The organism is Tissierella sp., from assembly GCF_032104385.1.
In the GTDB taxonomy this organism is placed as follows: domain Bacteria; phylum Bacillota; class Clostridia; order Tissierellales; family Tissierellaceae; genus Tissierella.
Map to the genome: position 1 here is coordinate 1 of NZ_DAMCHJ010000023.1, position 26,574 is coordinate 26,574.

General features: G+C 29.3%; 28 protein-coding genes. 27 read left to right on the forward strand and 1 reads right to left on the reverse strand.

The features are described 5' to 3' along the window. The 9 genes from RT714_RS15040 to RT714_RS15080 all read left to right on the forward strand — a co-directional run. On the forward strand, positions 1–530 hold a 530-nt coding region (locus RT714_RS15040; protein ID WP_313758727.1), incomplete at its 5' end, for a DUF4367 domain-containing protein. A 500-nt stretch (positions 531–1,030) separates the two neighbouring features. Further along, positions 1,031–1,198: a hypothetical protein gene (locus RT714_RS15045; RefSeq protein ID WP_313758729.1), complete on the forward strand. Its 168-nt coding sequence runs from the start codon at positions 1,031–1,033 to the stop codon at positions 1,196–1,198. 68 nt (positions 1,199–1,266) lie between these two features. Next, complete coding sequence (gene tnpA / locus RT714_RS15050; RefSeq protein ID WP_313758731.1) at positions 1,267–1,515, forward strand: IS66 family insertion sequence element accessory protein TnpA; 249 nt, start codon at positions 1,267–1,269, stop codon at positions 1,513–1,515. Beyond that, positions 1,493–1,759 carry a transposase gene (locus RT714_RS15055; RefSeq protein ID WP_313758733.1) on the forward strand — a complete coding sequence of 89 codons (267 nt, stop codon included), beginning with the start codon at positions 1,493–1,495 and terminating at the stop codon, positions 1,757–1,759. The genes tnpA and RT714_RS15055 overlap by 23 nt, the downstream gene beginning before the upstream one ends. Positions 1,760–2,023: 264 nt before the next feature. Continuing rightward, complete coding sequence (arr, locus tag RT714_RS15060; protein ID WP_313758734.1) at positions 2,024–2,440, forward strand: NAD(+)--rifampin ADP-ribosyltransferase; 417 nt, start codon at positions 2,024–2,026, stop codon at positions 2,438–2,440. Between the two features lie 223 nt (positions 2,441–2,663). Further along, entirely contained in the window at positions 2,664–2,870 is a 207-nt protein-coding gene (locus RT714_RS15065; RefSeq protein ID WP_313758735.1) for a GNAT family N-acetyltransferase, read from the forward strand. Positions 2,871–3,252: 382 nt separating this feature from the next. Further along, complete coding sequence (locus tag RT714_RS15070) at positions 3,253–3,810, forward strand: sigma-70 family RNA polymerase sigma factor (RefSeq protein ID WP_313758736.1); 558 nt, start codon at positions 3,253–3,255, stop codon at positions 3,808–3,810. Beyond that, positions 3,807–5,186: a serpin family protein gene (locus tag RT714_RS15075; protein WP_313758737.1), complete on the forward strand. Its 1,380-nt coding sequence runs from the start codon at positions 3,807–3,809 to the stop codon at positions 5,184–5,186. Before RT714_RS15070 ends, RT714_RS15075 begins: the two co-directional genes overlap by 4 nt. A gap of 1,088 nt (positions 5,187–6,274) precedes the next feature. Further along, positions 6,275–7,012 carry a hypothetical protein gene (locus RT714_RS15080; RefSeq protein WP_313758739.1) on the forward strand — a complete coding sequence of 246 codons (738 nt, stop codon included), beginning with the start codon at positions 6,275–6,277 and terminating at the stop codon, positions 7,010–7,012. Positions 7,013–7,552: 540 nt separating this feature from the next. On the opposite strand, the gene RT714_RS15085 is transcribed toward RT714_RS15080, so the two are convergent. Further along, positions 7,553–8,449, reverse strand: coding sequence for a LysR family transcriptional regulator (locus RT714_RS15085; RefSeq protein ID WP_313758740.1), 897 nt, complete (start codon positions 8,447–8,449; stop codon positions 7,553–7,555). 234 nt (positions 8,450–8,683) lie between these two features. On the opposite strand from RT714_RS15085, the gene RT714_RS15090 reads away from it, so the two are divergent. The 18 genes from RT714_RS15090 (at position 8,684) to RT714_RS15175 (ending at position 26,079) form a co-directional block, all read left to right on the forward strand. After that, positions 8,684–9,352 (forward strand): CoA transferase subunit A, encoded by a 669-nt coding sequence (locus RT714_RS15090; protein ID WP_313758742.1) that lies wholly within the window; start codon positions 8,684–8,686, stop codon positions 9,350–9,352. Beyond that, a complete protein-coding gene (locus RT714_RS15095; protein WP_313758744.1) occupies positions 9,352–10,038 on the forward strand; it encodes a 3-oxoacid CoA-transferase subunit B in 687 nt (228 codons plus the stop codon). The genes RT714_RS15090 and RT714_RS15095 overlap by 1 nt, the downstream gene beginning before the upstream one ends. Positions 10,039–10,059: 21 nt before the next feature. Continuing rightward, positions 10,060–11,307, forward strand: coding sequence for a thiolase family protein (locus tag RT714_RS15100; RefSeq protein ID WP_313758747.1), 1,248 nt, complete (start codon positions 10,060–10,062; stop codon positions 11,305–11,307). Beyond that, entirely contained in the window at positions 11,288–12,001 is a 714-nt protein-coding gene (locus RT714_RS15105) for a DUF6198 family protein (RefSeq protein WP_313758748.1), read from the forward strand. The genes RT714_RS15100 and RT714_RS15105 overlap by 20 nt, the downstream gene beginning before the upstream one ends. Positions 12,002–12,087: 86 nt before the next feature. Next, positions 12,088–13,554, forward strand: a complete 1,467-nt coding sequence (locus RT714_RS15110; protein WP_313758750.1) for an SLC13 family permease — start codon at positions 12,088–12,090, stop codon at positions 13,552–13,554. A gap of 211 nt (positions 13,555–13,765) precedes the next feature. Beyond that, positions 13,766–14,032, forward strand: a complete 267-nt coding sequence (locus RT714_RS15115; protein WP_313758751.1) for a flavodoxin domain-containing protein — start codon at positions 13,766–13,768, stop codon at positions 14,030–14,032. Positions 14,033–14,104: 72 nt separating this feature from the next. After that, entirely contained in the window at positions 14,105–14,452 is a 348-nt protein-coding gene (locus RT714_RS15120; RefSeq protein WP_313758753.1) for a hypothetical protein, read from the forward strand. 104 nt (positions 14,453–14,556) lie between these two features. Beyond that, on the forward strand, positions 14,557–15,681 hold the full coding sequence (locus tag RT714_RS15125) for a DUF3885 domain-containing protein (RefSeq protein ID WP_313758754.1): 1,125 nt from the start codon (positions 14,557–14,559) through the stop codon (positions 15,679–15,681). Between the two features lie 224 nt (positions 15,682–15,905). Further along, positions 15,906–16,646 carry a YcxB family protein gene (locus tag RT714_RS15130; protein WP_313758756.1) on the forward strand — a complete coding sequence of 247 codons (741 nt, stop codon included), beginning with the start codon at positions 15,906–15,908 and terminating at the stop codon, positions 16,644–16,646. Positions 16,647–17,109: 463 nt separating this feature from the next. Beyond that, positions 17,110–17,520, forward strand: coding sequence for a hypothetical protein (locus tag RT714_RS15135; RefSeq protein WP_313758757.1), 411 nt, complete (start codon positions 17,110–17,112; stop codon positions 17,518–17,520). 338 nt (positions 17,521–17,858) lie between these two features. Then, positions 17,859–19,841, forward strand: a complete 1,983-nt coding sequence (locus RT714_RS15140) for an ABC transporter substrate-binding protein (RefSeq protein ID WP_313758759.1) — start codon at positions 17,859–17,861, stop codon at positions 19,839–19,841. Between the two features lie 14 nt (positions 19,842–19,855). After that, the gene (locus RT714_RS15145; protein WP_313758760.1) at positions 19,856–20,806 is read left to right on the forward strand and encodes an ABC transporter permease; all 951 of its coding nucleotides are present in this window, start codon (positions 19,856–19,858) and stop codon (positions 20,804–20,806) included. Continuing rightward, the gene (oppC, locus tag RT714_RS15150; protein WP_313758761.1) at positions 20,806–21,756 is read left to right on the forward strand and encodes an oligopeptide ABC transporter permease OppC; all 951 of its coding nucleotides are present in this window, start codon (positions 20,806–20,808) and stop codon (positions 21,754–21,756) included. Before RT714_RS15145 ends, oppC begins: the two co-directional genes overlap by 1 nt. A gap of 24 nt (positions 21,757–21,780) precedes the next feature. Then, the gene (locus RT714_RS15155) at positions 21,781–22,827 is read left to right on the forward strand and encodes an ABC transporter ATP-binding protein (RefSeq protein WP_313758762.1); all 1,047 of its coding nucleotides are present in this window, start codon (positions 21,781–21,783) and stop codon (positions 22,825–22,827) included. A gap of 4 nt (positions 22,828–22,831) precedes the next feature. Then, a complete protein-coding gene (locus tag RT714_RS15160) occupies positions 22,832–23,788 on the forward strand; it encodes an ATP-binding cassette domain-containing protein (RefSeq protein ID WP_313758764.1) in 957 nt (318 codons plus the stop codon). A gap of 551 nt (positions 23,789–24,339) precedes the next feature. Then, positions 24,340–24,900 (forward strand): hypothetical protein, encoded by a 561-nt coding sequence (locus tag RT714_RS15165; RefSeq protein WP_313758766.1) that lies wholly within the window; start codon positions 24,340–24,342, stop codon positions 24,898–24,900. A gap of 10 nt (positions 24,901–24,910) precedes the next feature. Further along, on the forward strand, positions 24,911–25,291 hold the full coding sequence (locus RT714_RS15170) for a hypothetical protein (RefSeq protein WP_072973868.1): 381 nt from the start codon (positions 24,911–24,913) through the stop codon (positions 25,289–25,291). A gap of 65 nt (positions 25,292–25,356) precedes the next feature. Beyond that, positions 25,357–26,079, forward strand: coding sequence for a Cache 3/Cache 2 fusion domain-containing protein (locus tag RT714_RS15175; RefSeq protein ID WP_313758767.1), 723 nt, complete (start codon positions 25,357–25,359; stop codon positions 26,077–26,079). Positions 26,080–26,574: the final 495 nt, after the last annotated feature.

Here is a 26,574-nt window from a genome sequence, read left to right on the forward strand (position 1 = left end):
AACAAAATCCTAATAACATATTTATGTTAATGGCTAAAAGAGTAGCTATTTTTATGTTGGTATGTATTCTAAGTTTCTCTGCTGTTTTGGCGGTTAATGCAGAAACACGTGAAAAGGTGTTTGCTTGGATTATTGAAGCGTTTGAAAAATTTAGCATAATCATACCTCAAAATATATATGAGGATAATAATTCAGTAGAACTGACATCACTTAAAATTAATTATATTCCAACTGGATTCAAATTGGTAGATATTCATAATGGTCATAATATACTGATTTATAATTACTTAACAGATAGTAATCAAGAGTTTGATATAAAATTATTTACTTCATCAGGCGAAAACAAATCATACTATGATACAGAAGGAGTTGAAATAGAAGAAATTATTTTTAAAGGATCTCAAGCTTATACATGGCAAACTAATGAAATAACTTATCTAATATGGTATCAAGATGGTGTTGAATGTCATATTGCAGGAAACTTAAATAAAGATGAAATTTTAAAAGTTGCAGAAAGTATTTCAAAATAATTTAAAAAAACAAGTCCCCCTTTTTCCTCCTTGTGCGCTATATAGGTAAGAACCTAAAATAATAGCTAAGACCAATGAAACTGATGCTGTTGCAAAAGGCTATATATACTTACTGTAACTGCAAAAGTGACAAGAAATGGTGTAACGGAAACAGTGAACGCTTCTGTATAGTGAAAGTATTGATTATGAGGCTAAATTTATTAGGATAGCTTGAGCTGAATGACATGTGTTATCAATAAAAGATGTAATGATTATGGATTTATTCATTCCGATATCTTATCTAATGTGGGATACAAAGATTTGGTTAAAGAATGCCTTGGAAAAATAAAAGACTATTCTTTAAAGGATAGACTAAAGTTTCTAACAAATAAATTTAAGGGAGAAATATTTCTAAATCATAATCATAAAGGGAGATTCTATAATGCATTTCATAAACAAGATATTGATATATCTCCTAGATACATTTCTATTCTTTTTCTCCTAACTGTTGACGATGCGTTATGGAAAATCTCAGAACATACAGTAAAACCAATGGACTTGATTTTAGTAAAATTAATCTTATAGAAATTAATACTGAAGGCTACACTCTGTATCAAATTGCAAAAACAATATCTACAGGAAAAGAATATATAAAAATTAATGAAATATCAGATGAAGATTTAATGTAGGCGTCTAATAATCTCATGGATTTAAAAGTATTATGTAACATGAGATGCTTAAAGCCCAGCGGCAAAAGATGATTAAAGATCAAAGTGAAAGTGTCCTATCAATTAGAGAATGGTGTAGAGAGAATAATATTTCACATGGTAAATTCTACTATTGGCAAAGAGTCATTAGAGAAGAAACTTTAATTAAAACCGGAACATTAGCTATTACAGGACAAACTCAATTCGTGGAAGTAAAGCCAAGCATTATTGAGATTAAACCTAGCAATCAAAGTACTTGTGCTATATTACGTTTAAATGGAAATGAAATTGAATTCTAAATGGGGCAGATCCAAATACACTAGATATCGCCATACGGATGGCTATAAAGGTTATGGAAAGATAGAAGGGGTTACTAGATGCATCTGTTGGAGCCATGCTAGAAGATATTTTACAGATACTCTTCCAAAAGACATAAAAAGTCTAGAAGAAATATTACCAACACAAGGCTTGGCATATTGCAATAAATTTTTTGAAATAGAAGAGAAACTAAAAAAATTATCACCAGAAGATCGTAAAGAATAGCGCCTTAAAATTGTGTATTAAATAAGTAATTGATAATGAGTATGATCTTACGTGACAGCTTATTATTTTGATGACATTTCATAATGCACAGCAATCACCAATTTTATTGCTAATTGAAACATGAGGAATATATAATTGCCGTTCAATAAAACTCTTTCTACTTATATTATACCATTATTTATATATTATTTATAGACTACCTTTTTTATAGTTTCAACACTATAATGTTATACATAAATCGAAAAAAATAAGAGGTGGTTCAGTATGAATAACAAACAAGATGTCTTAGATAAGGGACCTTTTTTTCATGGCACTAAAGCAGAACTAAAAATTGGAGATTTATTAAAACCACAACACTTATCAAATTTCCAAGAAAAAAAGTCAAACTATATATATTTTACTGCAACATTAGATGCTGCTAAATGGGGTGCTGAATTGGCAACTTCTAAATCAAAGGAAAGAATTTATATTGTAGAACCATTAGGTAATTTTGAAAATGATCCAAACTTGACTGACAAAAGATTTCCTGGTAACCCTACACGTTCTTATAGATCTAGATCTCCTTTAAAGATAGTAGCTGAATTAGGTTCATGGGAAAGACATTACGATGAAGAAATAAATCATATGATTACATCTTTAAAAAAGCTACGAAAAGAAGGAAAAGCTATAATATACGATTAATCCTGAGTGTGGGAAATCTAGGTAACCAGTTATGTAATGCTAGCTACTTTTTTGTAGATTTTCATATTATGTTGAGTATCTTGCAGAACAATTAAGTAAGGTAATCCCAACTAATATTTTTATAGAAGAAGGTGATAAGATATCTATATTTATTCTGCTTTGTTATCATTCTATTAAGAAATAGGACATGATTAGGTGAGTAATAGATACAAAGGGTTAAAAGGTGTTGCAAGAAAGGGTTATGAAAATAAATTACTTAATGGAATTTACATTTGGAAGAGTTATTTATGATGCTGTTATGAATGCTTATTTATGTTGGTTAGGTGTACATTTCCAATACAGACGTAAGGGCATTGCAACAAAAATAATAAATATATTAATAAAGTACTGTAAAGAAAATAAAAGAGAACTAGTGCTCCAAAATGAATAAGATTATTCATTTTGTGGGTAATTATTATGACCTAAATTTTTTGGTAGCATCCAAATCTAAAGTAGTACTGTCTAAATTGATTAAAATGATATTTTACATATATTGTGCTCCCAACTTATGTAGAGAGTATCCTTAGGCTCGAAAATAATAAGCTTTAGTGATACCAATAGTTAAAGCCATTGAACGTATAGATGATATTCAATGGTTTTTTGTTCGTAGGAATATGTCATAAAAAATGGGAAGATAAAAATATTAACGACGAAAAATGTAAAACAAAAGGATTAAAAAATGATAGTATTATTGAGAAAGATTTTTAGAATATTAGCATATAAAACTCGTCTATATTAATGAAGGCTAATTTATTGATAGAAAGGGGGATAATATGGATGATCTAGAATTAGTAGAATTATATTGGGAAAGAAATGAAAGAGCAATTGATGAGACTAATACTAAGTATGGAAGACTACTATACAAGATTTCCTTTAGTATATTATCTAATCATGAAGACAGTCAGGAGTGTGTAAATGATACATATATTAAAGCATGGAAGTCAATACCACCTGAAAGACCAAGATCATTTACTGCATATTTAGGTCGGATTGTACGAAACTTATCTATAGATTATTGGAGTAAAAGTAAGGCCCAAAAAAGATATAGTGGTGGTGATATTTTATTATCTGAGTTAGTAGATTGTATTCCGTCTCCAGATACAGTGTGGTCAGAAGTAGAAACTAAAATCTTATCAAAAATAATAAGCAATTGGTTAAATACTCTGCCTAAAGAAGATAGAATATTATTTGTTCGAAGATATTGGTATGGTGACTCTATAAAGGAACTAGCAATAAAAATAGGTACAACTCCAAATAAATTAGCCAGCCATATGTTTCGCCTAAGATTTAATCTTAAAAATGTTCTTGAAAAAGAGGAGGTATTGTTATGAATGAGAAAAAAATATTCAATGCTATTACAGATATTGACGATGAATTAATTGAGGAAGCAAAAGCAAATAAGGAGCCAGGGCTTAAAATGAAAAGAATATTAACCCTAGCTGCTAGTATATTAGTAATAATAAGCATAGGTTTACTAATGAGAGATAGGGGAGGTAATGAGTATATTAAGCCTATTACAGAAGTTATATATCCAAAAGCATATGCTTTTGACGATTATGATAATTGGAGAAAGATAATAGATGAAAACCCGGTGGATGACAATACAATTAGGGTAATAAATGACTTTGCCTATAAAACTGGCTCCTTAATTCTTAAGGAATCTGAAAAAAATATAAATTATTCACCTCTATCATTATATTATTCTTTGGCACTTGCAACAACAGGAGCAAAAGCTGAGACTGAAATGGAATTGCTTAATTTATTGGGTATGCCAGATAATCAAACGCTATCCGAAGAATGTGGCAATTTGTATAGATTACTTTATAAAGATAATGAAATTGGGAAACTTAAAATTGCAAACTCTATCTGGTTGGGTAAAGAAATAAATGGGCAACCTGTTGCATTTAAAGACACTTTTATAGAAAATGTGGTGAAGAATTTTTATGCCAGTTCTTATAATGTAGATTTTTCTCATAAGGAAACGGGAAGGACTATGAGTAATTGGATAGCGGAAAATACTAATGGAACATTAATACCAGATATAGAAACTAATCCCCAACAAATACTATCTATCATTAATACAGTATATTTTTATGACCAATGGATTAACCGTTTTGATAAAGAAAAGACATTAAAGGATGTATTTTATCTACTAAATGAGGGAGAAGTAAAGGTGGATTTTATGAATCAGACATTTGGTTCTGCTGGATTTTCTAAAGGAACTAATTTTACTAGAGCTGGCTTAGGACTAAAAAATGGTGGACGAATGGTATTTATACTACCAGATGAGGGAATCTCGACTTATGAACTGTTGTCATCACCAGAACAAATAAAAGAAATTTTTGAAGAAGGGAAGGATTTTCATGGGGAAGTAGTATGGAAGATACCAAAGTTTAATTTTGATTCACAACTAAAATTAAAAGATAAACTAGAAGCATTAGATATAAAACTTGCCTTTGCACCGAATGCAGATTTTACTGGTATAACAAGCCATATGGCTTATATTAGCCAGATACAGCAACAAACCCGTATTTCAATAGATGAAGAAGGGGTTGAAGCCTCTGCATTTACACAAATTAATTATGCAGGTAGTGCTATGCCAGAAGGTCGTGCAGATATGATTCTTAATCGTCCCTTTATATACGGTATAACTGAATCAAATGGTAGTTTGTTATTTGTAGGAGTGTGCATAAACCCATTGGAGTAAACTTTATTTTTATGTATAATGAAATTAATATGTTTAACAAGAACTATTGATTCTAAGATAATAATGACACAAGATATAATTAGAAAATAAGAATTAGATAAAAGTGAATAAATTGTAATTAGTAAAGCCTTTAAGATATAAAATTGATTTTGAGGATTTTATTGTTAAAATTTGTATAATTGTAGAATAAAAACATATGATTGGACTACCAAAGAGGTAATATTAACTTAGAACATCATTATTGACCTCTCTCCCAACCCATGTGGAGACCATTATGTTGCTAGCTAAAGAATAGATTGATGCTAAAGTTTTAAAGGATTTTTACTCAATAGTGAAGTTTGATTTATGTTCCCTCAAATTACAGTTTGAGGGAACTTTTAGATTAGGGGATAAGGCTGTTTAACAAAAAGAGAGTTTTGCTAAATAGTTTACTAAATTTTATAAATGACTTGAGAGGAAATATGTGGTAAAATGGGAAAAAGATTAGTGAAAACTGTTATTTAAATATTTTACTAATAGGAAGTATTTGTGCAAAAAAGCAGGTGATTTTTAAAATACAGGGATGAAAAGCTTTGAAAAATAAAATTGAGAAACTCGGAGAATTTATTAATAATACGAGAGGAATCAGAAATGAGCAGGTAAGAAGAAGGATTAAAAATAATGGAATATAATACTCAAATACCTGCGAATGTTATTTCAATAGGAAGGATGGTTTATTTTTTATGAAAGCTATAGAATTGAGTAATGATAAAATCAATGAATTTAATGATTATTGCAAAAGACATAGGGGTGATGTAGATGATTCCTTTCTATACGATGAAGACTTATCTATGTGTTAATGCTGATAATCAAAAGGCTAAATCCCTATATATTCAGGAAGGATTCAAACAGGTTCAAGCTGTAGTGTGTTATTATTTAGATTGCAACTAATCTGTAATAATAACTCCAGAGCAGAATCTAATGATATTACTGTATATATTTATTCAAAATGAAGAGGACTGACTATTTTGATAGATTGAGATGTAGTTAATATGTGGGTTTCACAGTTTTGCAAGGAGATAAGATTTATATTTATTGGGGGGATATGGATGAAGTGTAGATATTTTTATTATACTATATGTGATTTTGAAAAAAACGAAGTGTTTTCTTGTGGGGCGACATTTTTAGATTTTATGAAATTCATAAAAATTAAGCCAAACAACATTCTTCTATTAAAGGCTTCATTTGGAGATGGAAAATACAATAGAAATATTGGATTTGATTATGTAGATTCAGAGAATATGGAAGATTTGATAAATGATGATATCTATGGTTATGGGGACTTTATTTGGGTAGATTACGATAATGTTAATATAATAAATAATATGAGTAGTCTAGAGTTAGCGGAACTTCTATATATTGGACATACCTTTAAGCCGTTAAATGAGCCTTTTATGAATTGGCTAAATAATAAATATATATACCTAGCACATGATGATGATTATTGGACTAAAATATATATGAAAGATATTAAAGATTATAAGTCTGTTATGCATGGTAAAATTTTAGATGCACTTAAAGGAAGAAAAAAACATATAGAACCTTTGCCAGATGATATTATTGATTATATTTTTAAACATTCCCAAGATGGGATTTTATTTGATTTTGAAAACATTACTTTTTATAATGGAAAAACAGGTGTGAAAATAAGTAAACTTGGAAAAAACTATAATTATGATAAGATTTTTGATGTATTTAAAAGAAAAGAATATTTTACTAATATCTCCATATATCTAGAATATAGTAGCCGTAATAAAAAATGGAGTATGTCTAGAGAATGGAAATGATATAATTTAAATAAAATCCTTATTTGTTAAACGTGATATGTGCTTAGTTAGTTTTATATCAATAGTATTTCCTATAATTACATTGATGAAGATTATTAGATGATGTGTAGATTAGTTAAGATACATTACTTCTTATTTGTTCATCTAACAAATAAGGAATAATCTAAATAATATACAAAACTTAGTAATGAAAATTATAAATATATTAGGACATCAATATATTTATGAAAATCCTCGGAAGATTTACTAAGGCGAAATGGGTTTGATTTTAATAAGCTTAATATAATTAGAAAAAATAGATGGTTTAAATAAACTAGTATCAAAATTCTGATGCAGTATTGTGGTTTGAAGCAGAAAATGAACATTTTACTTATATAAAAAATAAATAAAGTTAAAACGATAAATACATTGAGATGAAAAAAACTTAATGAATTTATTGTAGAAAGACCTAAATCAAATAGGTTTTATAATTAATTCTGGAGGATTTTATCATCCTCAACATTAATTATAAAACCTATTTTTATTTATTAAAATATTTATTTAGAAATAGTTTAATATAAGATCATATACAAATCCTACAGCATCCATATTATCTAAATGATATTTTTTTGTAGACATTTCTACATCCCAATAGATAGGTTCTTTAAAATTTCTATAAACTAAAAAATCATTAGATACTGCAAGAGAATCATAAAATATCTTAGGTAATATGGTTATTAAGTCACTATTATTAGTAGATTTAATTAAAAATTCATGAGATGCTGCTGATATTACTATATTTGATTTTACATTTTTATTTTCAAGTTTTTTCTTAACAAGAGAATGAGTAAAATACTTATCACTAGGTAGTGATAGTTTGACTGAGTTTAAATCCTCCCAGTCAAGGTATTCTATTTCTGTCAGTGGATTTTTAATATCCATTATGGCAACAAAAGCTTCTGATGCGATGACTTTTTTTTGAACATTGTTACTGGATATATGATTATCAGCTATAGAAATTAATATATCAACTTCAGAATTTAGAAATTTCTTATTAAGTTGAGTTGCACTATTCTCTATAATTTCAAATAGAATATTTGGGTTTTCTATTATGAATTTAGTTATTATATCTGTAAATAATACTTCTAGAATCATAGAAGGAACACCAAATTTAACATTCCCAACTATATTTTTAGAAATTTGTTTTATAGCTTTATTCATTTCATTATGAGTAGAAATAATAGTATTAGCATATTTTATTAATATTTCTCCAGCAGGTGTTAATCCTACAAGCCTTCCTTTACGTCTTTCAAATAAATCTATTCCTACTTGGTTTTCAAATGTTGTAATCATCTTACTTAAAGCAGGCTGAGAGACCAATAGTAGTTCGGATGATTTAGTTAGATTAAAATCAGATTTTACTATTGTTAACATATATTCTAGTTGCCTAATTTCCATAAGATTCAACTCCTAAAATAAAAAATATATAACAAAAAAGAATGTATAAGTTAAGAAAATAACTATAGTATAACCTAAAGTTATACTATGAATAAAAAACAAGTATTAGTATTAACAATATTTACTAAGTATATTAATGGTAACACACAAATTAAATTTTGTGAACAAAATACATAAGAAAATTCTTAGACAAAATAATATTAAATTAACTATTAAAAATAGGAGGATAAATTCATGACTAAAGGAAGAGATAAAGTAGTAAGCCTTGAAGAAGCTATGAAGTATGTAAATACTGGAGACACTATAATGGTTGGTGGATTTGCAGGAACATCAAATCCTGTAAGATTGATTCATGGAATAGTAGACAAAGGTGTAAAAAATTTAACTTTAATTTGCAATGATACAGGTCTAGATGAATCAAATGTAGGCGCACTGATCTTAGCTAAAGCAGTTAAGAAAGCAATAGTTTCACATATTGGAACAAATCCAGAAACAGGAAGACAACTTAGAGACGGTGAAATAGAAGTAGAATTTGTACCACAGGGAACATTAGTAGAGAGAATTAGATGTGGAGGTTTTGGTTTAGGTGGAGTATTGACACCTACAGGTGTAGGTACAAATTTAGAAAAAGGAAAAGAAAAAATAGAAGTAGATGGAAGAGAGTATTTATTAGAAACACCACTAAAAGCAGATGTGACGATATTAAGGGCAAAAAAAGCAGATAGAATGGGAAATCTAATTTATCATGGAACAAATAAAGCACATGGACCTATGATGGCGATAGCAGGAAAAATTACTATTGTACAAGCAGATGAGATAGTGGAAATCGGAGAATTGGATCCAAATATGATAGAAACACCATCTATATTTATAGATTATATTGTAAAGGGAGGAAACAACTAATGGCTATTGAAGAAAAAATGTTAGATATGAGTGTTTTAAGAAATATAATTGCAAAAAATATTGCAGCAAGATTAGAAAAAGGTAGTCTTGTAAACTTAGGAGTAGGAATACCCACTTTAGTAGCTAACTATGTTACAGAAGAACAAGAAATTATTTTGCAAGCAGAAAATGGATTAGTTGGAACAGCAGGAGATGCTTCTGTAGGGGATGAAGGATATGATCCAGATATAATAAGTTCATCAGGATATCCAACACATATAATTAAAGGAGCTTCATTTTTTGATAGTTCTTTATCTTTTGGTATTATTCGTGGAGGACATGTAGACGTAACAGTATTAGGTACTATGGAAGTAGATGAAAAAGGAAATATTGCAAATTATGAAATTCCAGGAAAATTGGTAACAGGAATGGGAGGAGCAATGGACCTTTGTGTTGGAGCAAAGAAGGTTATCGTTGCAACTTATCATACAAATAAAGGAAGAGCAAAACTAATAAAAAATTGTACAATACCTTTAACTGCACCAAGAGTTGTAGATATGGTTGTTACAGAAAAGGCTGTAATAGAAATAACTAATGAAGGATTTTTATTAACTGCGTATAATCCAATGTTTACAATTGAAGATATATTAGAAGGAATAGATGCAGAAGTTAAAATTAGCGAAGATTTAGTAGAAATGATTATTTAATGAAAATTAAGGAGGGCCATTATGAAAAACAGAGAGAATATAGTTATTGTAGGAGCAGCAAGAACAGCTGTAGGAGCTTATTTAGGGGAACTTAAAACTGTGGCAGTGGAAGATTTAGGACAAATAGCTTTAGAAGGGGCAATAGTGAGGGCAGGAATAAATAAAGAGGATATTGATGAAGTAATAGTAGGTCATGTAACAGGATCACAATCTACCAATAATTTAGGTAGAATAATAGGTATAAATACAGGACTTAGAAATGAATCTACGGGATTTACAGTAAATAGAATATGCGGTTCAGGATTACAATCGGCTATAAGTGCTGTACATGAATTATTATTAATGGATAGAGATTTTATAGCAGCAGGGGGAGCAGAATCTTTATCAAGGGCAGAATATTATCTTCCAACTAAGATTAGATGGACTGGATTAAAAATGGGAGATATAAAAATGATAGATTCAAACGATGAAGGTCATAGGACTGCATCTGGAAAACCGAATAAAGATATTAATCACATGGGAATTACAGCAGAAAATATAGTTGAAAAATATAATATATCGAGAGAAGAACAAGACAGATTTGCTTATGATAGTCAAATGAAAGCTAAAACAGCTATGGAATCAGGAAGATTAAATCAAGAAATAGTACCAGTAGAAATAAAAGATAGAAGAGGAAATATAACAATCGTAGATAAAGATGGGCATTTGAAGCCAGAAACTACTTTAGAAGCTTTAGCAAAACTTAGACCAGTTTTTAAACCAGAAAATGGTACAATTACAGCAGGGAATTCATCAGGATTAAATGATGGAGGAGCATTTGAAATATTTACTAAAGAGTCTATTGCAAAAGATAGAAAACTAGATATTATGGCAAGAGTAGTAGATTATACAATTACAGGGTGTGACCCAAGGCTAATGGGACTTGGACCAGTTGAAGCAATTAAACAAGTATTAAACAAAAACAATTTAGTAATAAATGATATTGATATAATTGAAATAAATGAAGCTTTTGCAGGACAAGTATTAGGTTGTCTACATGAAGAAAATTTGAATATACCTTTAGGATCAGAAATATATAATAGATTAAACCCAAATGGTGGAGCTGTGGCTTTAGGACATCCATTAGGGATGAGCGGAGCTAGAATAATTACATCTATTTGCTATGAATTTAAAAATAACCCTGATAAAAGATATGCGGTAGCGTCTGCATGTATAGGTGGGGGACAAGGAATTGCAATTCTCTTAGAAAATGGTTGCTATTTACAATAGTATGAAAAACAATGAAGATATTAGAAATAAGAAAATTTTATTTAGTGAATTGGCCTTGATAATGGGAATTTTTTTAAATGGGTTAGCAGTAGTGATTTATATAGAAAGCAATTTCGGAATTTCTACAATCTCATCAATACCTTTTATTATGAATAAAGTATTCCAAGGTATTAGTTTAGGAAATGCTACAATCATATTTGAAATATTATTACTACTAATATTAACCTTAATAGTAGGAATGAAAAAGAGTTATATATATTCAATATTATTAGGGCTTTTATTTGGTATGATAATAGATTTGTATAAATGGATATTTTCATTTATAAATATAGGAAAAGTAAACAATATATTTTTATATATAATAGCATTTGCTTGCTTATCTTTAGGGATAAGTCTAACTTTAAAAAGTAATTTAACCGCATTACCCTTTGATCTTTTTGTAAAGGACTTTAGTGAAAAGATGGACAAGCCAATAAAACGTGTAAAGACAGTATTTGATATCACATGTGTTTTTATAGCAATAAGTGTTTCATTATTGTACTTTAAAGAAATAAGAGGAGTAGGTATAGGTACACTAATTTCAATGTTATTTACTGGTAATATGATACAAATATTTTCTAATATACTAGAAAAACAATTCGTATTTACACCAATTAATAAAATTAAATATAACAAATCATGTAATAATAAATAGATTTAGTAAATTAATTTTTTGAGTCCAATAAACAATAAATACCTTGCAAGAATTTAAATAAAAAATATATTAGAAGGAGAATAAAGATGAAGTCTCAATCAATACGAATGGATAAAAGTCATTTATTTAAAATATTAGCTTGTTTTGCAGTATTTTTTGTATTCTGGGTAATTCCACCAGTTGCACCAATAACTTCTTCAGGTATGAAATTAATAGGTGTATTTATAGGGACAGTCTTGTTGTTATCAATAGTTGATACGTTGTGGCCAGTGTTTTTATCTTTTGCACTGATTTCCCTTACAGGAATAATGACATTAAATGAAGTATTATCTTCATCTCTTGGAAATTGGATTATAACATTTGTAATAATGAGTTTTATATTAACAGAATCTTTAAATAGAGCAGGATTTACAAATAGGCTAGCAGCTTTTTACATGAGTCGAAAATTTGTAAGTAAAAGTCCTTGGGTTTTTACTTACGCTTTTATGGCACTGGGAATGATAGTTGGAATGTTTATGGATCAGGTTCCAGCAACGGCTTTCTTTTTAGGATTTGCAAATAAAATACTTAAAGAATTAGGATATACTGGAAAAGATAGATATGCAAATGTTTTAACTTTAGGAGTTGTATTTGCAATAAATATAGGTGGAGCGGCAACACCGATATCTCACTCTTTAACTCTTTTGGGAATGGGAATATATGAAACTACAACAGGTACTGCAATGAGCATGTTTGAATATATGCTTTACGGTCTTCCAGTTGCAATAGTATTATTTATAGGATTATGTATAGTAATAAAATTATTGTTAAGACCAGATGTAGAGAAATTTGAAAATTTTGATATAAATAAAGTATTAGGTGAAATACAACCTATGGATTTAAGAGAAAAAATAACAGTAGTAGTTTTCTTTGGGACTGTTATTTTATGGATGTTACCAGGAGTATTATCTCTGTTTTTATCAAAAGATTCTTCTATATTAGTATTTTTAAGTAAATATTCAATTACTTTTTGGGCGCTTATTGCAGTTGTAATATTAGCAGTACTTCAAGTAGATAAAAACCCAGTTATAGATTTAAAAAACATAATAGAAGATGGATTTCCTTGGGGAATTATATTTTTTATATCAATAGGAGTAATATTAGGAAGTGCAATGTCACATCCAAGTGTAGGATTAAATGAGTTTATAACTCAAAATCTAGAGCCAGCTATTTCTCAAATACCAGAGTATGCAATAGTATTCATATTAGCTTTAGTTACCTGTGCTTTGACTAACTTTGCTTCTAATGTTACAACAATCACAATAATGACTGGAGTAGCAATATCTTTAGCAATGAGTACAGGAATAGTTCATCCAGTAGCTATAGCAATGACAACTACTATGAATGGATCATTAGCATATGTAATGCCTTCATCATTTGCACCAATAGCAATGTTACATGCAGATGAAAATAGTAATGGTTCAACAATAATTAAGTATGGCTTATTGTTTGTATTATTATCTGCAATAATAACTACTTTTATTGGATATCCGTTAATTAAATTTATGATGTAAATATGTTACTTCAAATGCTAGACATTTTCTTGGTCTAGCATTTATTTTATTGTTTGTGAATATCCCCTGCTCCACAGGTGGTTCTAAAGATATTCTACCGATGAAATAAAGTTTTTTCTCCCCTGTTTTTAGGGATCAAATATAGGGTGAAATGAGAAAATGGAAGGTAGATAAATTTACAAGACTATAAACAGGAAATGGGAGGATAATTATGATAGGAGTATATTTTAGTGGAACAGGCAACTCAAAATATTGTATAGAAAAATTTTTACAGGAGTATGATACTACAGAAATGGCATTTTCTATTGAAGATAATGAATTGTTAAAGCAAATTGATAAACATAAAGATATTATTTTCAGTTGTCCTGTACAATACAGCAATATACCTAAGATACTAAAAGATTTTCTTGTTAATCATAAAGTCATGTGGAAAGATAAACGAGTTTTTGTTATTGCAACAATGGGATTCTTTAGTTGAGATGGGTCTGGTATATTAGATAGAGAACTCAAGAAATATGGCGCGACAATTATTGGCGGCTTATATATAAAAATGCCAGATAGCATAGGTGATGAGAAGGTATTAAAAAGATCTTTAGAGGATAATAAAAAACTTATACTAGAAGCTGAGCAGAAAATAAGAAAAGCCGTAAGACAACTAAAAAGCGACAATCCACCAAAAGGAGGAATTGGAATTTTATATCATCTTGCAGGGCTTTTTGGACAAAGGTTACTTCCTTACAAAAAAGGAGGTTATATTATGAAAAGGTTGACTACTAGGATTATGAGTCTTATACTTATGCTATCAATAGTATCTAGCATGGGGACAACTAAAATATCTATTTACATTAAAGATTCAAAGCGGTATGCAGAACAAGCTTACCGTGAGTCTATAAGATAGGGGAAGAACTATTGAATTATTTACTATAAATACTTCAAAACCCTATATGAGGAAGGATTTTAAAAGAGTTTTTAATTTAATTGTTCTAAAAGAAGGTGATAAATGTGAATATAAAGGCTGAGTTAAAACAAAATCTTAATGAAATACTGAAACAATATAAAACTAAAGATACAGTTTTATTTCAGTTAAAATATAAATATATGCTTCACATAAACTTAAGTGAGAAGTATCCGTATTTAGAAGATAACAGTTTAAATGAAGATTATGTAAAAGAATGTACTGAAAAAGCAATGGAAGTATATAAAACTATGGAATTTAGCAATAATTTACTAATTGTTTATGACGATATATATGGTATCCATGGTTTAAAGGAAAGGGAATTCATTGAAAGTATCTTAGAGAATATAACTCAACATGATAATTATAAATTAAAATGGAAATATCCTGATGATGAAGATATCTATATATGTAATAGATATATATATCAAGTAGATGAGATAGATATTAAAAATCTGTTTAGAGAAATAGCGCTATCAGATATCGGAGGGAAATTAGATTTGGTTTCATCTATATTTATCATGGATATAGATAATGGATATATTTTTCATTTATATGATGATAGGGGACTTATTTTATATGCTAAAAAAGAGGAAGATTTAATAAGTCTGTGGGAAAAGTTTTATGATGATGTATTTACAGGTTGTGAAAATTTTAAAATAAATATAAAAGATTTGTATTGGATAAACAAGTCAAAGGATGATCCTAATGATTTATGTCTACATGGAGACATAGTAGTTATCATAGGAGAAGAAAAACTATCTTATACTGAAGCAACAGTAAGTGCATCAGCCCTTAGAATGTTAAAAACACTAACTGAAGATCATTTCCCAACAGAAGGTGAACAAATGATACCTTGTTGTGGACATACTATGATAGCCAATAAAACTTTAGATGAAGTAGACATAATTGGATGTAATAATGGCATAGATTGGACTGTTTTACATGATGATGGAATTATTAAATTAATAACTGAAAGGGGAAATGCTGTTTCTCTTTATTATCTTCAATATAAAAAGGAAGTTATGAGTTTTGCCAATATAGTAGAAAATTATTATAAGGAATCTACAATTAAAACTATGCCAGAAGAAGAGTTTGAAAGAAATGGGTATATAGCATTTTGGAATGAGTGGAATAGGAGAATGGGCTATAAGAAGAGATTTTGGAACTAATGGATTTATAGAGATAACAATTGAATTATCAAAAGCAACTATACAATTTTGGAAATATTCTAAAAATATTAATGCACAAGTTTTTTAATCAAGAAGGAGAAGAACCATTAAAGGTGCCTTATTAAAGATATATGGTAGGTTACTTAAAATTCAGTTGACAAATATTAATATAGTATATTTCTATCAATATGAAAAATTATTTGGGATAAGATAGGTTATTTAAAATGGATAAAATTATTATAATTCCTAATAAAATGGTGGGGAAATTAGAACTTGGTATGAGGAGAAATGAAATAGAAACTATTTTATATAATGATATTATTTCAAAGATAAAGATTTATTCGTCTTATACTTGTGATATTGATGATGAAGAATTAGGAACTGAGTATAACTTTGATGAATTAGGTGTAAATTTATATGGAAGAAGGAGGAATATTATGGAACTAAAGTATGAAGTAACGGAAGAGGATTATATAAAGTTTAATATATATCATGCTAAGAATTCAAAATCTCATAAAAAAACATACAATATGCTTAAATATATAATTCCTATTTTATGTGGAATAGTCATATTTTTTACAGGACCAAGTTTATACAAACAACCGAAATTTTATTGGGGTATTATTGCTATACTATTTATATTAATATGGATAATAAGGTTTCCTAAAACATATGAAAAATTAATAAGAAAATCTGCTAAAGATATGCTGAACGATGGAGATAATTCATTTATGATATGTCATAATACCATGATAATAAAAGGAAATAATATAAAAGTTATTAGTGAACACTCTACTGAAATAACATCAAAAGAAGGTATAAAAGAGATAAAAGTCTATGAGGATATGATACTTATTTATCTAAGTGGATTTACTGCACATATTGTTCCAACAAGATATTTAACTGAAGAAACTAAAGAGGAACTTTTAAAGAAATTAGAATTTGTAAAAGATAATAATAAATAGTATCCAATATATGGAATAATATTTACAATTATAAATTATTTATTAGGATAAATTAGGTTGAATTTATCCTAATAAATAATTTATACTATAGGTAGACGTAAGTGAGATGACTTTATGAATATCAATATAAATAACCTAGTTTCAATATCAGAAGCCAATTAAAAATTTTTTAAAATGGTAATAAATCACCTTTGTAGAGGTTAATAGAATTGTAACTAATTGTATAGATGAGGAATTAATTGCACTAGAATTGGAACTAGCATAGGAAACAATAAATGACATAAAATTACTGATTGTGTAATAAATCATAGTTAATTTCATAGATATATTGTTTTACCAAATTATCTTTTCAAGACATATTAGGTAGTAAGATTATTACACTATCTATAAGTTGTTCTAATTTGTACTAACATTATAAAAGTACATTACTATAAATAATTAGCAATTGGGAAGGATTTTTAAAATGAAAAAATTATTAAGGATATATTCGTATTTGATACAGCCAACTATATATAAGATTATATCAAGGGCATTTTTAGGAATTACTTTGTCATTACTGTGGAATCATTTTATAAATGAGTGTGAAACATACATAATGGTTGAAAAGGTCTTCTTTTTTATAGGAGTGGTTCTATTAACTATGGCATGGTTTAACTATCTAAAGTTAGATGGAGTTAGTGTTGGTATGGCAAGGAAGAGTCGCGAGGGAAAAGATAAGTCTAGTTATCAATCAAAGAATATAATTGGTTTTTTAGAAGGAGAAGTTACAAGTGATGAACTTGAAGAAAAAGATGAAGTATTATCAGCAATAATAGCTAACATTTTAACAGGGATTTGTTTTTTAATTCCTTCAATAATCGTTATGTATTTATAAACAATAATATAAATTAGCATAAATGTAATTAAATATATATCTGAATTAATAAGATTAAATTAAATGTAAATATTTCTAATAATTTAAATTAATAAATATCAGGTTTTGAAAGGATTATATAATCTATTAGTTCTTATAGGAGTGCTGAGCTATTTCGAATCTGATTGACAATATAAGTTGATTTTGGTAAAATATTTTTAATAAATATAATTAATGTTCAGAATATTATCAACAAATTAACAAATTATAATTTTGAAATATTAAGTGTCTATATCAAAATTATGATGAAATGGACAATTATATTTTGTTATTTTTTTATCACAAAAGGGGGAAATATTATGAAAAAGGGAAATTTTAAATTACTATCATTAATTCTAGTATTAGTTTTAGTGCTTAGTGCTTGTAGCGGCAAGGACTCAAAAACTAATGGTGATAACGATGCTGGTAATAGTGGAGAAACAAAAACAGCCACAGCTATTAAGGATTTAGTAATACCTAAGTTACAAACCAGAGAGCTAGAAACATTCAATATTTTATATTGCCAAAGGGCTGAAGACTCTGAAAACTTAACTAATTTATTTGATCCATTGTTAGAAGTAGATACATATGGGGAATTGGTTCCGGGAATAGCAGAAGAATGGAATACGGAAGATGGCGGATTAACTTGGACATTTAAAATTCGTGATGGTGTTAAATGGGTTGATATGAATGGTAAAGAAAAGGCAGATCTTACAGCAGAAGACTTTGCAACAGGACTTGAATGGGTTCTTAATTTCCATAAAAACGATTCATCAAATACATCAATGCCAATTGAAATGATAAAAGGCGCTGAAGAGTATTATGAGTGGACAAAAACTCTTTCAGGAGAAGAAGCAAAAGCTTTAACAGCAGAAGCAGGTTCAAAGTTCCGTGAAATGGTTGGATTGGAAATAGATGGCAATAAATTAGTTTATAAATGTATAACAGAAAAGCCATATTTTGATACAGTAGCAACTTATAATTGTTTATATCCATTGTCGCAACAAATGGTTGATGAACTAGGTGGAGTAGAAAATGTTAAGGCTATGAACAATGAAAACATGTGGTATAGTGGTGCTTATACAATGACACAATATATTCAAAACAATGAAAAAGTGTTCACTAAAAACCCATTATATTGGGATAAGGAAGCAGAGCTATTTGATACAGTAACTATAAAGATGGTAGAGTCTTTAGACGTAGCATATCAATTATATCAATCAGGAGAAATTGACTATGTTCAATTAACAGAAAGTCAAGTAAATACAATAAGTAAAGATGAAAACCATGAATTCCATAATTATTTAGTACCAGATGTACTATCTAAGCACTCATATCAGTTCCATTTTAACTTTAATAAGAACAAAGAAGATGGAACACCTGATACAAATTGGAATACAGCAATTGCAAATAAAGCATTTAGACAAGCTTGGTACTATGGATTAAATTTAGAAAATTATTATAAGAGACAAAATGCCTTAGATCCATATATAGGAGAGAATAATTTCTATACTATGAAGGGTTTAGTATATACTTCAGATGGTACAGAATATACAGAATTAGTTAGAGAAGAAATGGGCTTACCAAAACTTAATGGAGAAAAAATGGTAAGATTAAATGAAACAAAAGCAGCAGAGTTGAAGAAACAAGCTGTGGAAGAATTAACAACACTAGGCGTTACTTTCCCAGTTGAAATTGACTACTATGTTGCATCAGGTAATCAAACTCTTTTAGATACAGCAAATGTATTAAAACAAATATTCTCAGAAGGTTTAGGAGATGATTTTGTTAAATTCAATATAAAAACTTACGTATCATCAGTTAGAAAAGAAGTTGTACAGCCGCATCTTCACTCAATAGTAATTAATGGATGGGGTGCAGACTATGGTGATCCGCAAAATTATCTAGGACAAGAAACATATGGTAATGACAATGCTTACTATTCAGCAAACTATTCATATATAAATGATATAACAAAAGAGACAGAAGCAAACAAAGAATTACTTGCAGCTTATAAAGAATTTACTGCATTAGTAGAAGCAGCAGATGCTATAACTACTGACTTAGATGCCCGTTATAAGGCTTATGCAAAAGCAGAAGCATATATGCTAGACAACGCATTTACTATACCAGCTATGTATCAACAGATGGTTGCATTGGCTAAATACGATAATACTAGTAAAATGAATGCCATGTTTGGTATACAAAATGAAAAACTTAAAAATATAAGAACAAATTCTAATGGATACACTACAGAGGAAGCTGCAGCTCTTCAAGAGGCACATAATAAAGGTAAGAAATAGGATGGTGACTATATATGATTAAATATAGTACAAAAAGACTGTTACAATCTATTGTAACAGTCTTACTAATAGCAACAATAGTATTTTTACTTATGAGGATGCTTTCAACGGATTATTATTTTACTGAAGAACAATTGATGAAATTTACAGAAGAACAGAAAAATGAACAATTGTTAGCTGCAGGATTACTAGATCCTATACCAAAACAACTGCTAGATTTTTATGGGAAATTGGTTCGTTTTGATTTTGGAGAATCCCGAAGAATTCAAAATGGGGTACCTGTAGTTAAAATCATATCTGCTAGATTTGCTATATCTATGAAACTAGGAATAACAGCACTAGGTATTTCATTAATTACTGGAGTTGCAATGGGTATGATGCAGTCAAGGTTTAAAGATAAACTAGGAGATCATATGGGTACAGCTTATACAATTTTTGCTAATGCAGTGCCGCCATTGGTATCATATTCACTGGTCTTAATATTGGGGACAAGATTATTAAAGTTGCCATCCATGTATTCTACAAGAAATCCAGGACCATCAAGTATATTACCAATTATATGTTTATGTATAAGTAGTATTGCATGGTGGGCACTATGGACTAGAAGGTATATGGTAGATGAAATAAATAAAGATTATATAAAACTAGCACGAATAAAGGGAATGCCTACTAAAAAAATAATGAGAAAACATGTACTTAGAAATGCATTTGTACCATTAGCTCAGTATTTACCAGCATCATTCCTATCAACTGTAGGAGGTTCAATTCTTGTAGAGCGTTTTTTCTCTGTACCAGGAATGGGTCCTTTATTGGTGGATTCAATAAATAGATATGATTTAAATGTTGTCCAGACAGTAACAATTTTATATGCAGCACTAGGTATATTAGGTGTGTTTTTTGGAGATATACTTATGATGTTAATTGACCCTAGAATTACACTTACCAGTGAAGGAGGCTCTAGATAATGACTACACATAATAAAACATTAGATGAAGAAATAATAAATGAAGATGAGCTTTTTCACTTTGTAGATTATTCTCCAGAAGCTGCTGAAAAAATTGGATATTCAGACTATTCCTACTGGAGATCTGTATTTCAAAACTTTTTAAAGAAAAAATCAGCAGTAATATTAAGTTTTCTATTCCTTGCATTGGTAATATTTTCTTTTATAGCTTTAAAAATAGGCAAATATGACTATGCATCCTTAGTTCCAGATACTACAAAAGGATTTATAAGTCCAAATTCTGAGTATTGGTTTGGAACAGATAACTTAGGTCGTGACTATTGGTCTCAAGTTTGGTATGCTTCTCAGATATCTATTAAACTAGCTTTAATAGTTGGTTTAGGAGAGTGTATATTAGGTGTTATTATTGGCTGTCTATGGGGTTATGTTAGAAAACTAGATAGATTTTTTACAGAGTTGTATAATTTAATATATAATGTTCCGAGTATAATATATTTAACCTTAATTGCACTTGTAGTAGGGCAAAGTTTTTGGATTATGGCAGGGTCTCTTATTGCCTTTGGTTGGTTAGTAATGGCAAGAAACGTAAGAAACTTAGTTATGATTCATAGAGATAGGGAGTATAACCTTGCTTCTCGATCATTAGGTACACCTACATGGAGAATTTTATTAAAAAATATTTTACCGCAATTAATAAGCGTTATTATACTGAGATTGGCATTGTCAATACCTAGTACAATTGCTACAGAATCAATGTTATCATATTTGGGACTCGGTCTTGATATAAATACACCTTCATTAGGTATATTGCTTAGAAATGCCAGAACATTTTTCTTGGACTATCCATATTTATTGATATTCCCTGCAGTTATTGTGTCTGTTATTTCTATAACATTCTACCTTTTAGGGAATGCATTTTCTGATGCGTCAGATCCAAGAAACCATGTATAAGTTTAAGAACAGGAGGAAGAATTAATGAAAAAGGAACCAATTTTATCCACAAAAGATTTGGAAATTCAATTTAGTCTACGCGGACAAAAATTAAAGGCAATCCGTAACTGTTCTCTAGATTTATATGAAGGTGAAGCATTAGCAATTGTAGGAGAATCAGGTTCGGGAAAATCAGTATTTACAAAATCCTTTGTAGGTATGTTAGATGCCAATGGTAGTATTACCAATGGATCTATTATGTACAAAGGAGAAGATATTTCAAAATATAAGACAGAGAAAGAATGGCTTAATATTAGAGGTAAAGAGATAGCTATGGTAATGCAGGATCCTATGACTTCACTTAATCCATTAAAGATTATAGGAAAACAGATTCAGGAAAGTGTAGAGTTACATCAAGGTTTAAAAGGAGAAGATGCTAAGAAAGTTGCAATTAATATGCTAGCGAAAGTAGGAATTGATGATCCAGAGCGTCGTTATAATCAGTATCCACATGAGTTTTCAGGTGGTATGAGGCAGCGTGTGGTTATTGCAATAGCAGTAGCTTGTCTTCCAAAAATATTAATTTGTGATGAGCCAACCACAGCTTTAGATGTTACAATTCAAGCACAGATTTTAGATTTAATCCGTAGTTTACAGAGAGAATTAAACATGACAGTTATATATATAACTCATGATTTAGGTGTTGTAGCCAATGTGGCTGAACGTGTGGCAGTTATGTATGCTGGTCAAATAGTAGAATATGGACTTCTAAATGAGATATTTTATGATGCATGGCATCCATATACTTGGGCATTATTGTCATCATTACCTCAGTTAACTGTAAAAGGTGAAGCATTGCCATCAATAGAGGGAACTCCACCAAATTTATTCCATGAAATAAAAGGTGATGCATTTGCTCCTCGTAATAAAAGAGCACTAGCAATAGATTTTGTAAAGGAACCACCATTCTTTAGTATATCCGAAACTCACAAGGCAAAAACTTGGTATTTAGATCCAAGAGCTCCAAAGATAGAGCAGCCAGAGACTATTCAGAGATTGCGTGCTCACAATCATAATATAGAGAGGAGTTAAGAGGATGTCAGAAAGAGAAAAATTAGTTGAATTAAAAAATTTACAGATAACATTTGGAAAAGGTAAGAAAAAGTTTGTAGCAGTAGACGATGTTAACTTTCATATTTATAAAGGTGAAACCTTTTCTCTAGTAGGAGAGTCAGGTTCTGGAAAAACTACCATAGGTCGTGCTATATTAAGATTAAATCCAACGTCATCAGGTGAGATTTATTTTAAGGGACAAAAGATAAATGGTAAGATTTCTAAAGAATTAGATGAAGAAGTTATCAGAAAATGTCAGATGATATTTCAAGATCCTATGGCTTCTCTAAACGAAAGAGCAAAAGTTGAATATATAATATCAGAAGGGTTGTTAAACTTTCATTTATATAAAGATGAGAAAGACCGTGAAGAAAAGGTTCGGAATGCATTACTTGAAGTAGGTCTTTTACCGGAGTTTGCTTCTCGTTTTCCACATGAATTTTCAGGTGGACAAAGACAACGTATTGGTATAGCAAGAGCCTTAGTTATGGAACCAGAGTTTATAGTAGCAGATGAACCCATATCAGCATTAGATGTTTCTATTCGTGCACAGGTTCTTAATTTACTAAATGAACTTAAAAAGGATAAAGGATTAACATATTTATTTATTTCTCATGATTTATCTGTAGTACGTTTTATCTCTGATAGAATTGCAGTTATAAGTAAAGGCAGAATAGTGGAATTAGCAGAATCTGAAGAATTATTTAGACATCCTTTACATCCATATACAAAAGCCTTGCTATCAGCAGTACCACAACCAGATCCAGAAATAGAAAAGAAGAAAAAGTTGATTGTATATGATCCGTCAGTTCATGACTACTCTGTAGATAAACCAGTTTGGGAAGAAATTATTGAAGGACATTTTATCTATGGAAATCAACATGAACTTGAACAATATAGAAAAGAAATAGATGCAATAGATGCAATTGATATAGAATAATATTGATGACTTTAAATACATCTTAGGAAGATAGATGCTTCTATTAAGGTGTATTTTTTATATTCATTAGAAATGAAGCCATCTCCAATTGGATTTAAAACTTATTTTATATTGATACTAAAGACAAGGATATAATCGAAGAACCTTCAAATTATCTCATAAACTACGGTGAACTATATGGGAAACCAATATAAAAATATTATTCATGCAATTAGTACAATAATGATGTGTGCATTTTATATATTTTAACTATCCTGAAGATTATTGTTCTATGATAATCTTAAATATATAGGATAGAAAGATTAGAAGTAAAAACTTTATTAGACTTATATTAATATTTTTTCTTTTTACAATTTGCATAAATTTAATTCAATATTGCTTTATAAATGAATATAAATTAAACTAAAGGTATATAGCATAATTGCACTTGATAATTATTTGGCAAACATTGAAAAATATAAAACAAATAAAAAGGGAGGAAGTTACCAAGGAATTAGATAATACAAAAACATTTAAATTATAGAATTTTATAAATCTTTGGTAGCGATAAAATGAATGGAAAGTTATTTAGTAAAAGTAGCGCAAGGCTATTAGGATTAATAGCTTTTATTGCAACAGGAGGGGGCTTAATTATTTCAACAGCAGCTAATGAAGAAAATTTTTATAAGACAGAAATTTTAATAATTTTTGGATGTTTCTTTGCTATAAGTTTAGCAGATCATTTTAAAAAATTAATAGGAAAAGATGATAAAATTAAGTTTAATAAGAGAAGTTTATATGTTCTAATATGCTCATTTATAGGGGTTACTTTAACATGGTTTATAAATCATAAAATGGGATATGGAGCAGTTATTGCTAATGGATTAGTAGGTGTAATGGCTGCCATATTTCTTCCAAATGATTTGGCTGGTATAACATATACATCATCCTTTGTTGGAATGAGTTCATTGGCAGTGATACCCTCTATGGCAGCAGCTGCACTAGGAAGTTTGATAGTGGGATTAATTCTTTTAACTACTGTGGAAATTTATGCAGGTATTGGTGGAAAAGGTGGAACTACGGCGGCGTTGTCTACAATAATTGCGAAAACAATAATGAGGATTTTTAGTTAGGAGGTATTTCATGGAAGAAGTAATCATTTTAATAATATCAATAGTTGCAGGTATGGCTACCTATATAGTATCCAATATTTTAAAGAGAGGAGCGGTTATTGCTTCAGCTATCATAACTTTAGTATCTGGGCTTATGCTTCCCTATTTTTTTCCTTTAATGGGGAATGTATTAGCAACAGCTGCAGCTTGTTCTTCTTATGCTGGAATGATTTCTCTTGAGAATGCACTAAATCTTTTAGAAATGGCTGTAATATCTTTAATGACAGGAATACTGTTTATAGCAGCTAGAAGTGCATATATAGGTATTGGTGGAAGGTTGGGAACAATAGCTGCTATATCATGTTTTGCATGGCTAGGTTTTAAGAAAGTGTTTGTAGGATTAGATGAATAGTCTTAGGGATAAATATTTGTTATATAAAGTGGGGATTGTAAATGGTAAAACGGAGGGAGTAATTTATGAAAATTAATAAAACAAAGTTAATAGCATATTGTGGGATGATAGCTTTATTAGCTAGTATGATTGTAGGTTTATTAGGATTTTCAAACAGTACAAAAAATATAAATGATATCAAGAATCAATTGTTAAAAAAGCATGTTGAAAATAATATAAATTTAACGATGAAATATATCAATAACTCTTACGGGACATTAACTCAAGGAGATGGAACTTTACTTGATAGTGATGGCAATAGTATAGAAGGTAGGTTTGGGGTGGTAGACACTGTATTAGAAGACTTAGGAGATAAGTCTACTATTTTTGTTAAGGTTAAAGATGACTTTAAAAGAATTTCAACAAATATTATGTCTGACGAAAACGAAAGAGCAATAGGTACATTTTTAGGAACTGATCATAATGCATATCAAACAGTAATAAATGGTGAGTTGTATATAGGGGAGGCAGAAATACTAGGTGAAAGTTATTATACTGCATACCAGCCCATAAAAGATAAAAATAATAATGTAATAGGGTTACTGTTTGTAGGTATGCCAACAAAAATATTGGATAATATTATAAAACTACATGATGCAAAAATGAGTAAAATCAACATATTAATTATTGTATTAAGGGCTATTTCACTAGGTTCATTAATTGCACTGGTCAGTGCATCAGTGGCGGGTATGAAATTTAATAGTAATAAAACACACAAATCAGATGAACTTTCTGATATATGTGAATAACTATTTCTAATTTCAGATGATATAGATAAGCAAGACTTAGGAAAAATGCAGAATAAATTAAGATAATAGTTAGCAAATTTAAAAGATTAGTAAAAACTACACCTACTGTTAATAGTTATACTAATCTTTATTATATATCAAGAATAGTTGATGAAAATGAATGAAGTAGCTAAAAAGATTTTGTCTAAATATATTAGGGATTTTTGATGTAGAAGACCATGTCTATCCTTTGACTTATATCTTTCTTGGCAGAATGGTAGCTAGTTATGGATGAGTTTGTAACAAGGTTATAAGAAAATAATGAAAACTATAATATGCTATAGATATGGGCTAAAGTGGTGCAATTGGTATAAAAATTATAGGTTGATATATTATGATTTAGATGGAAATTCTAATTTAGAAATATATTTTGCTACTAAGGGAGGACTATATATTTCCGCCATCATTATTATCTTCTCAAGACATGTTGAAGTCGTAACATGGATTGTGAGTGAG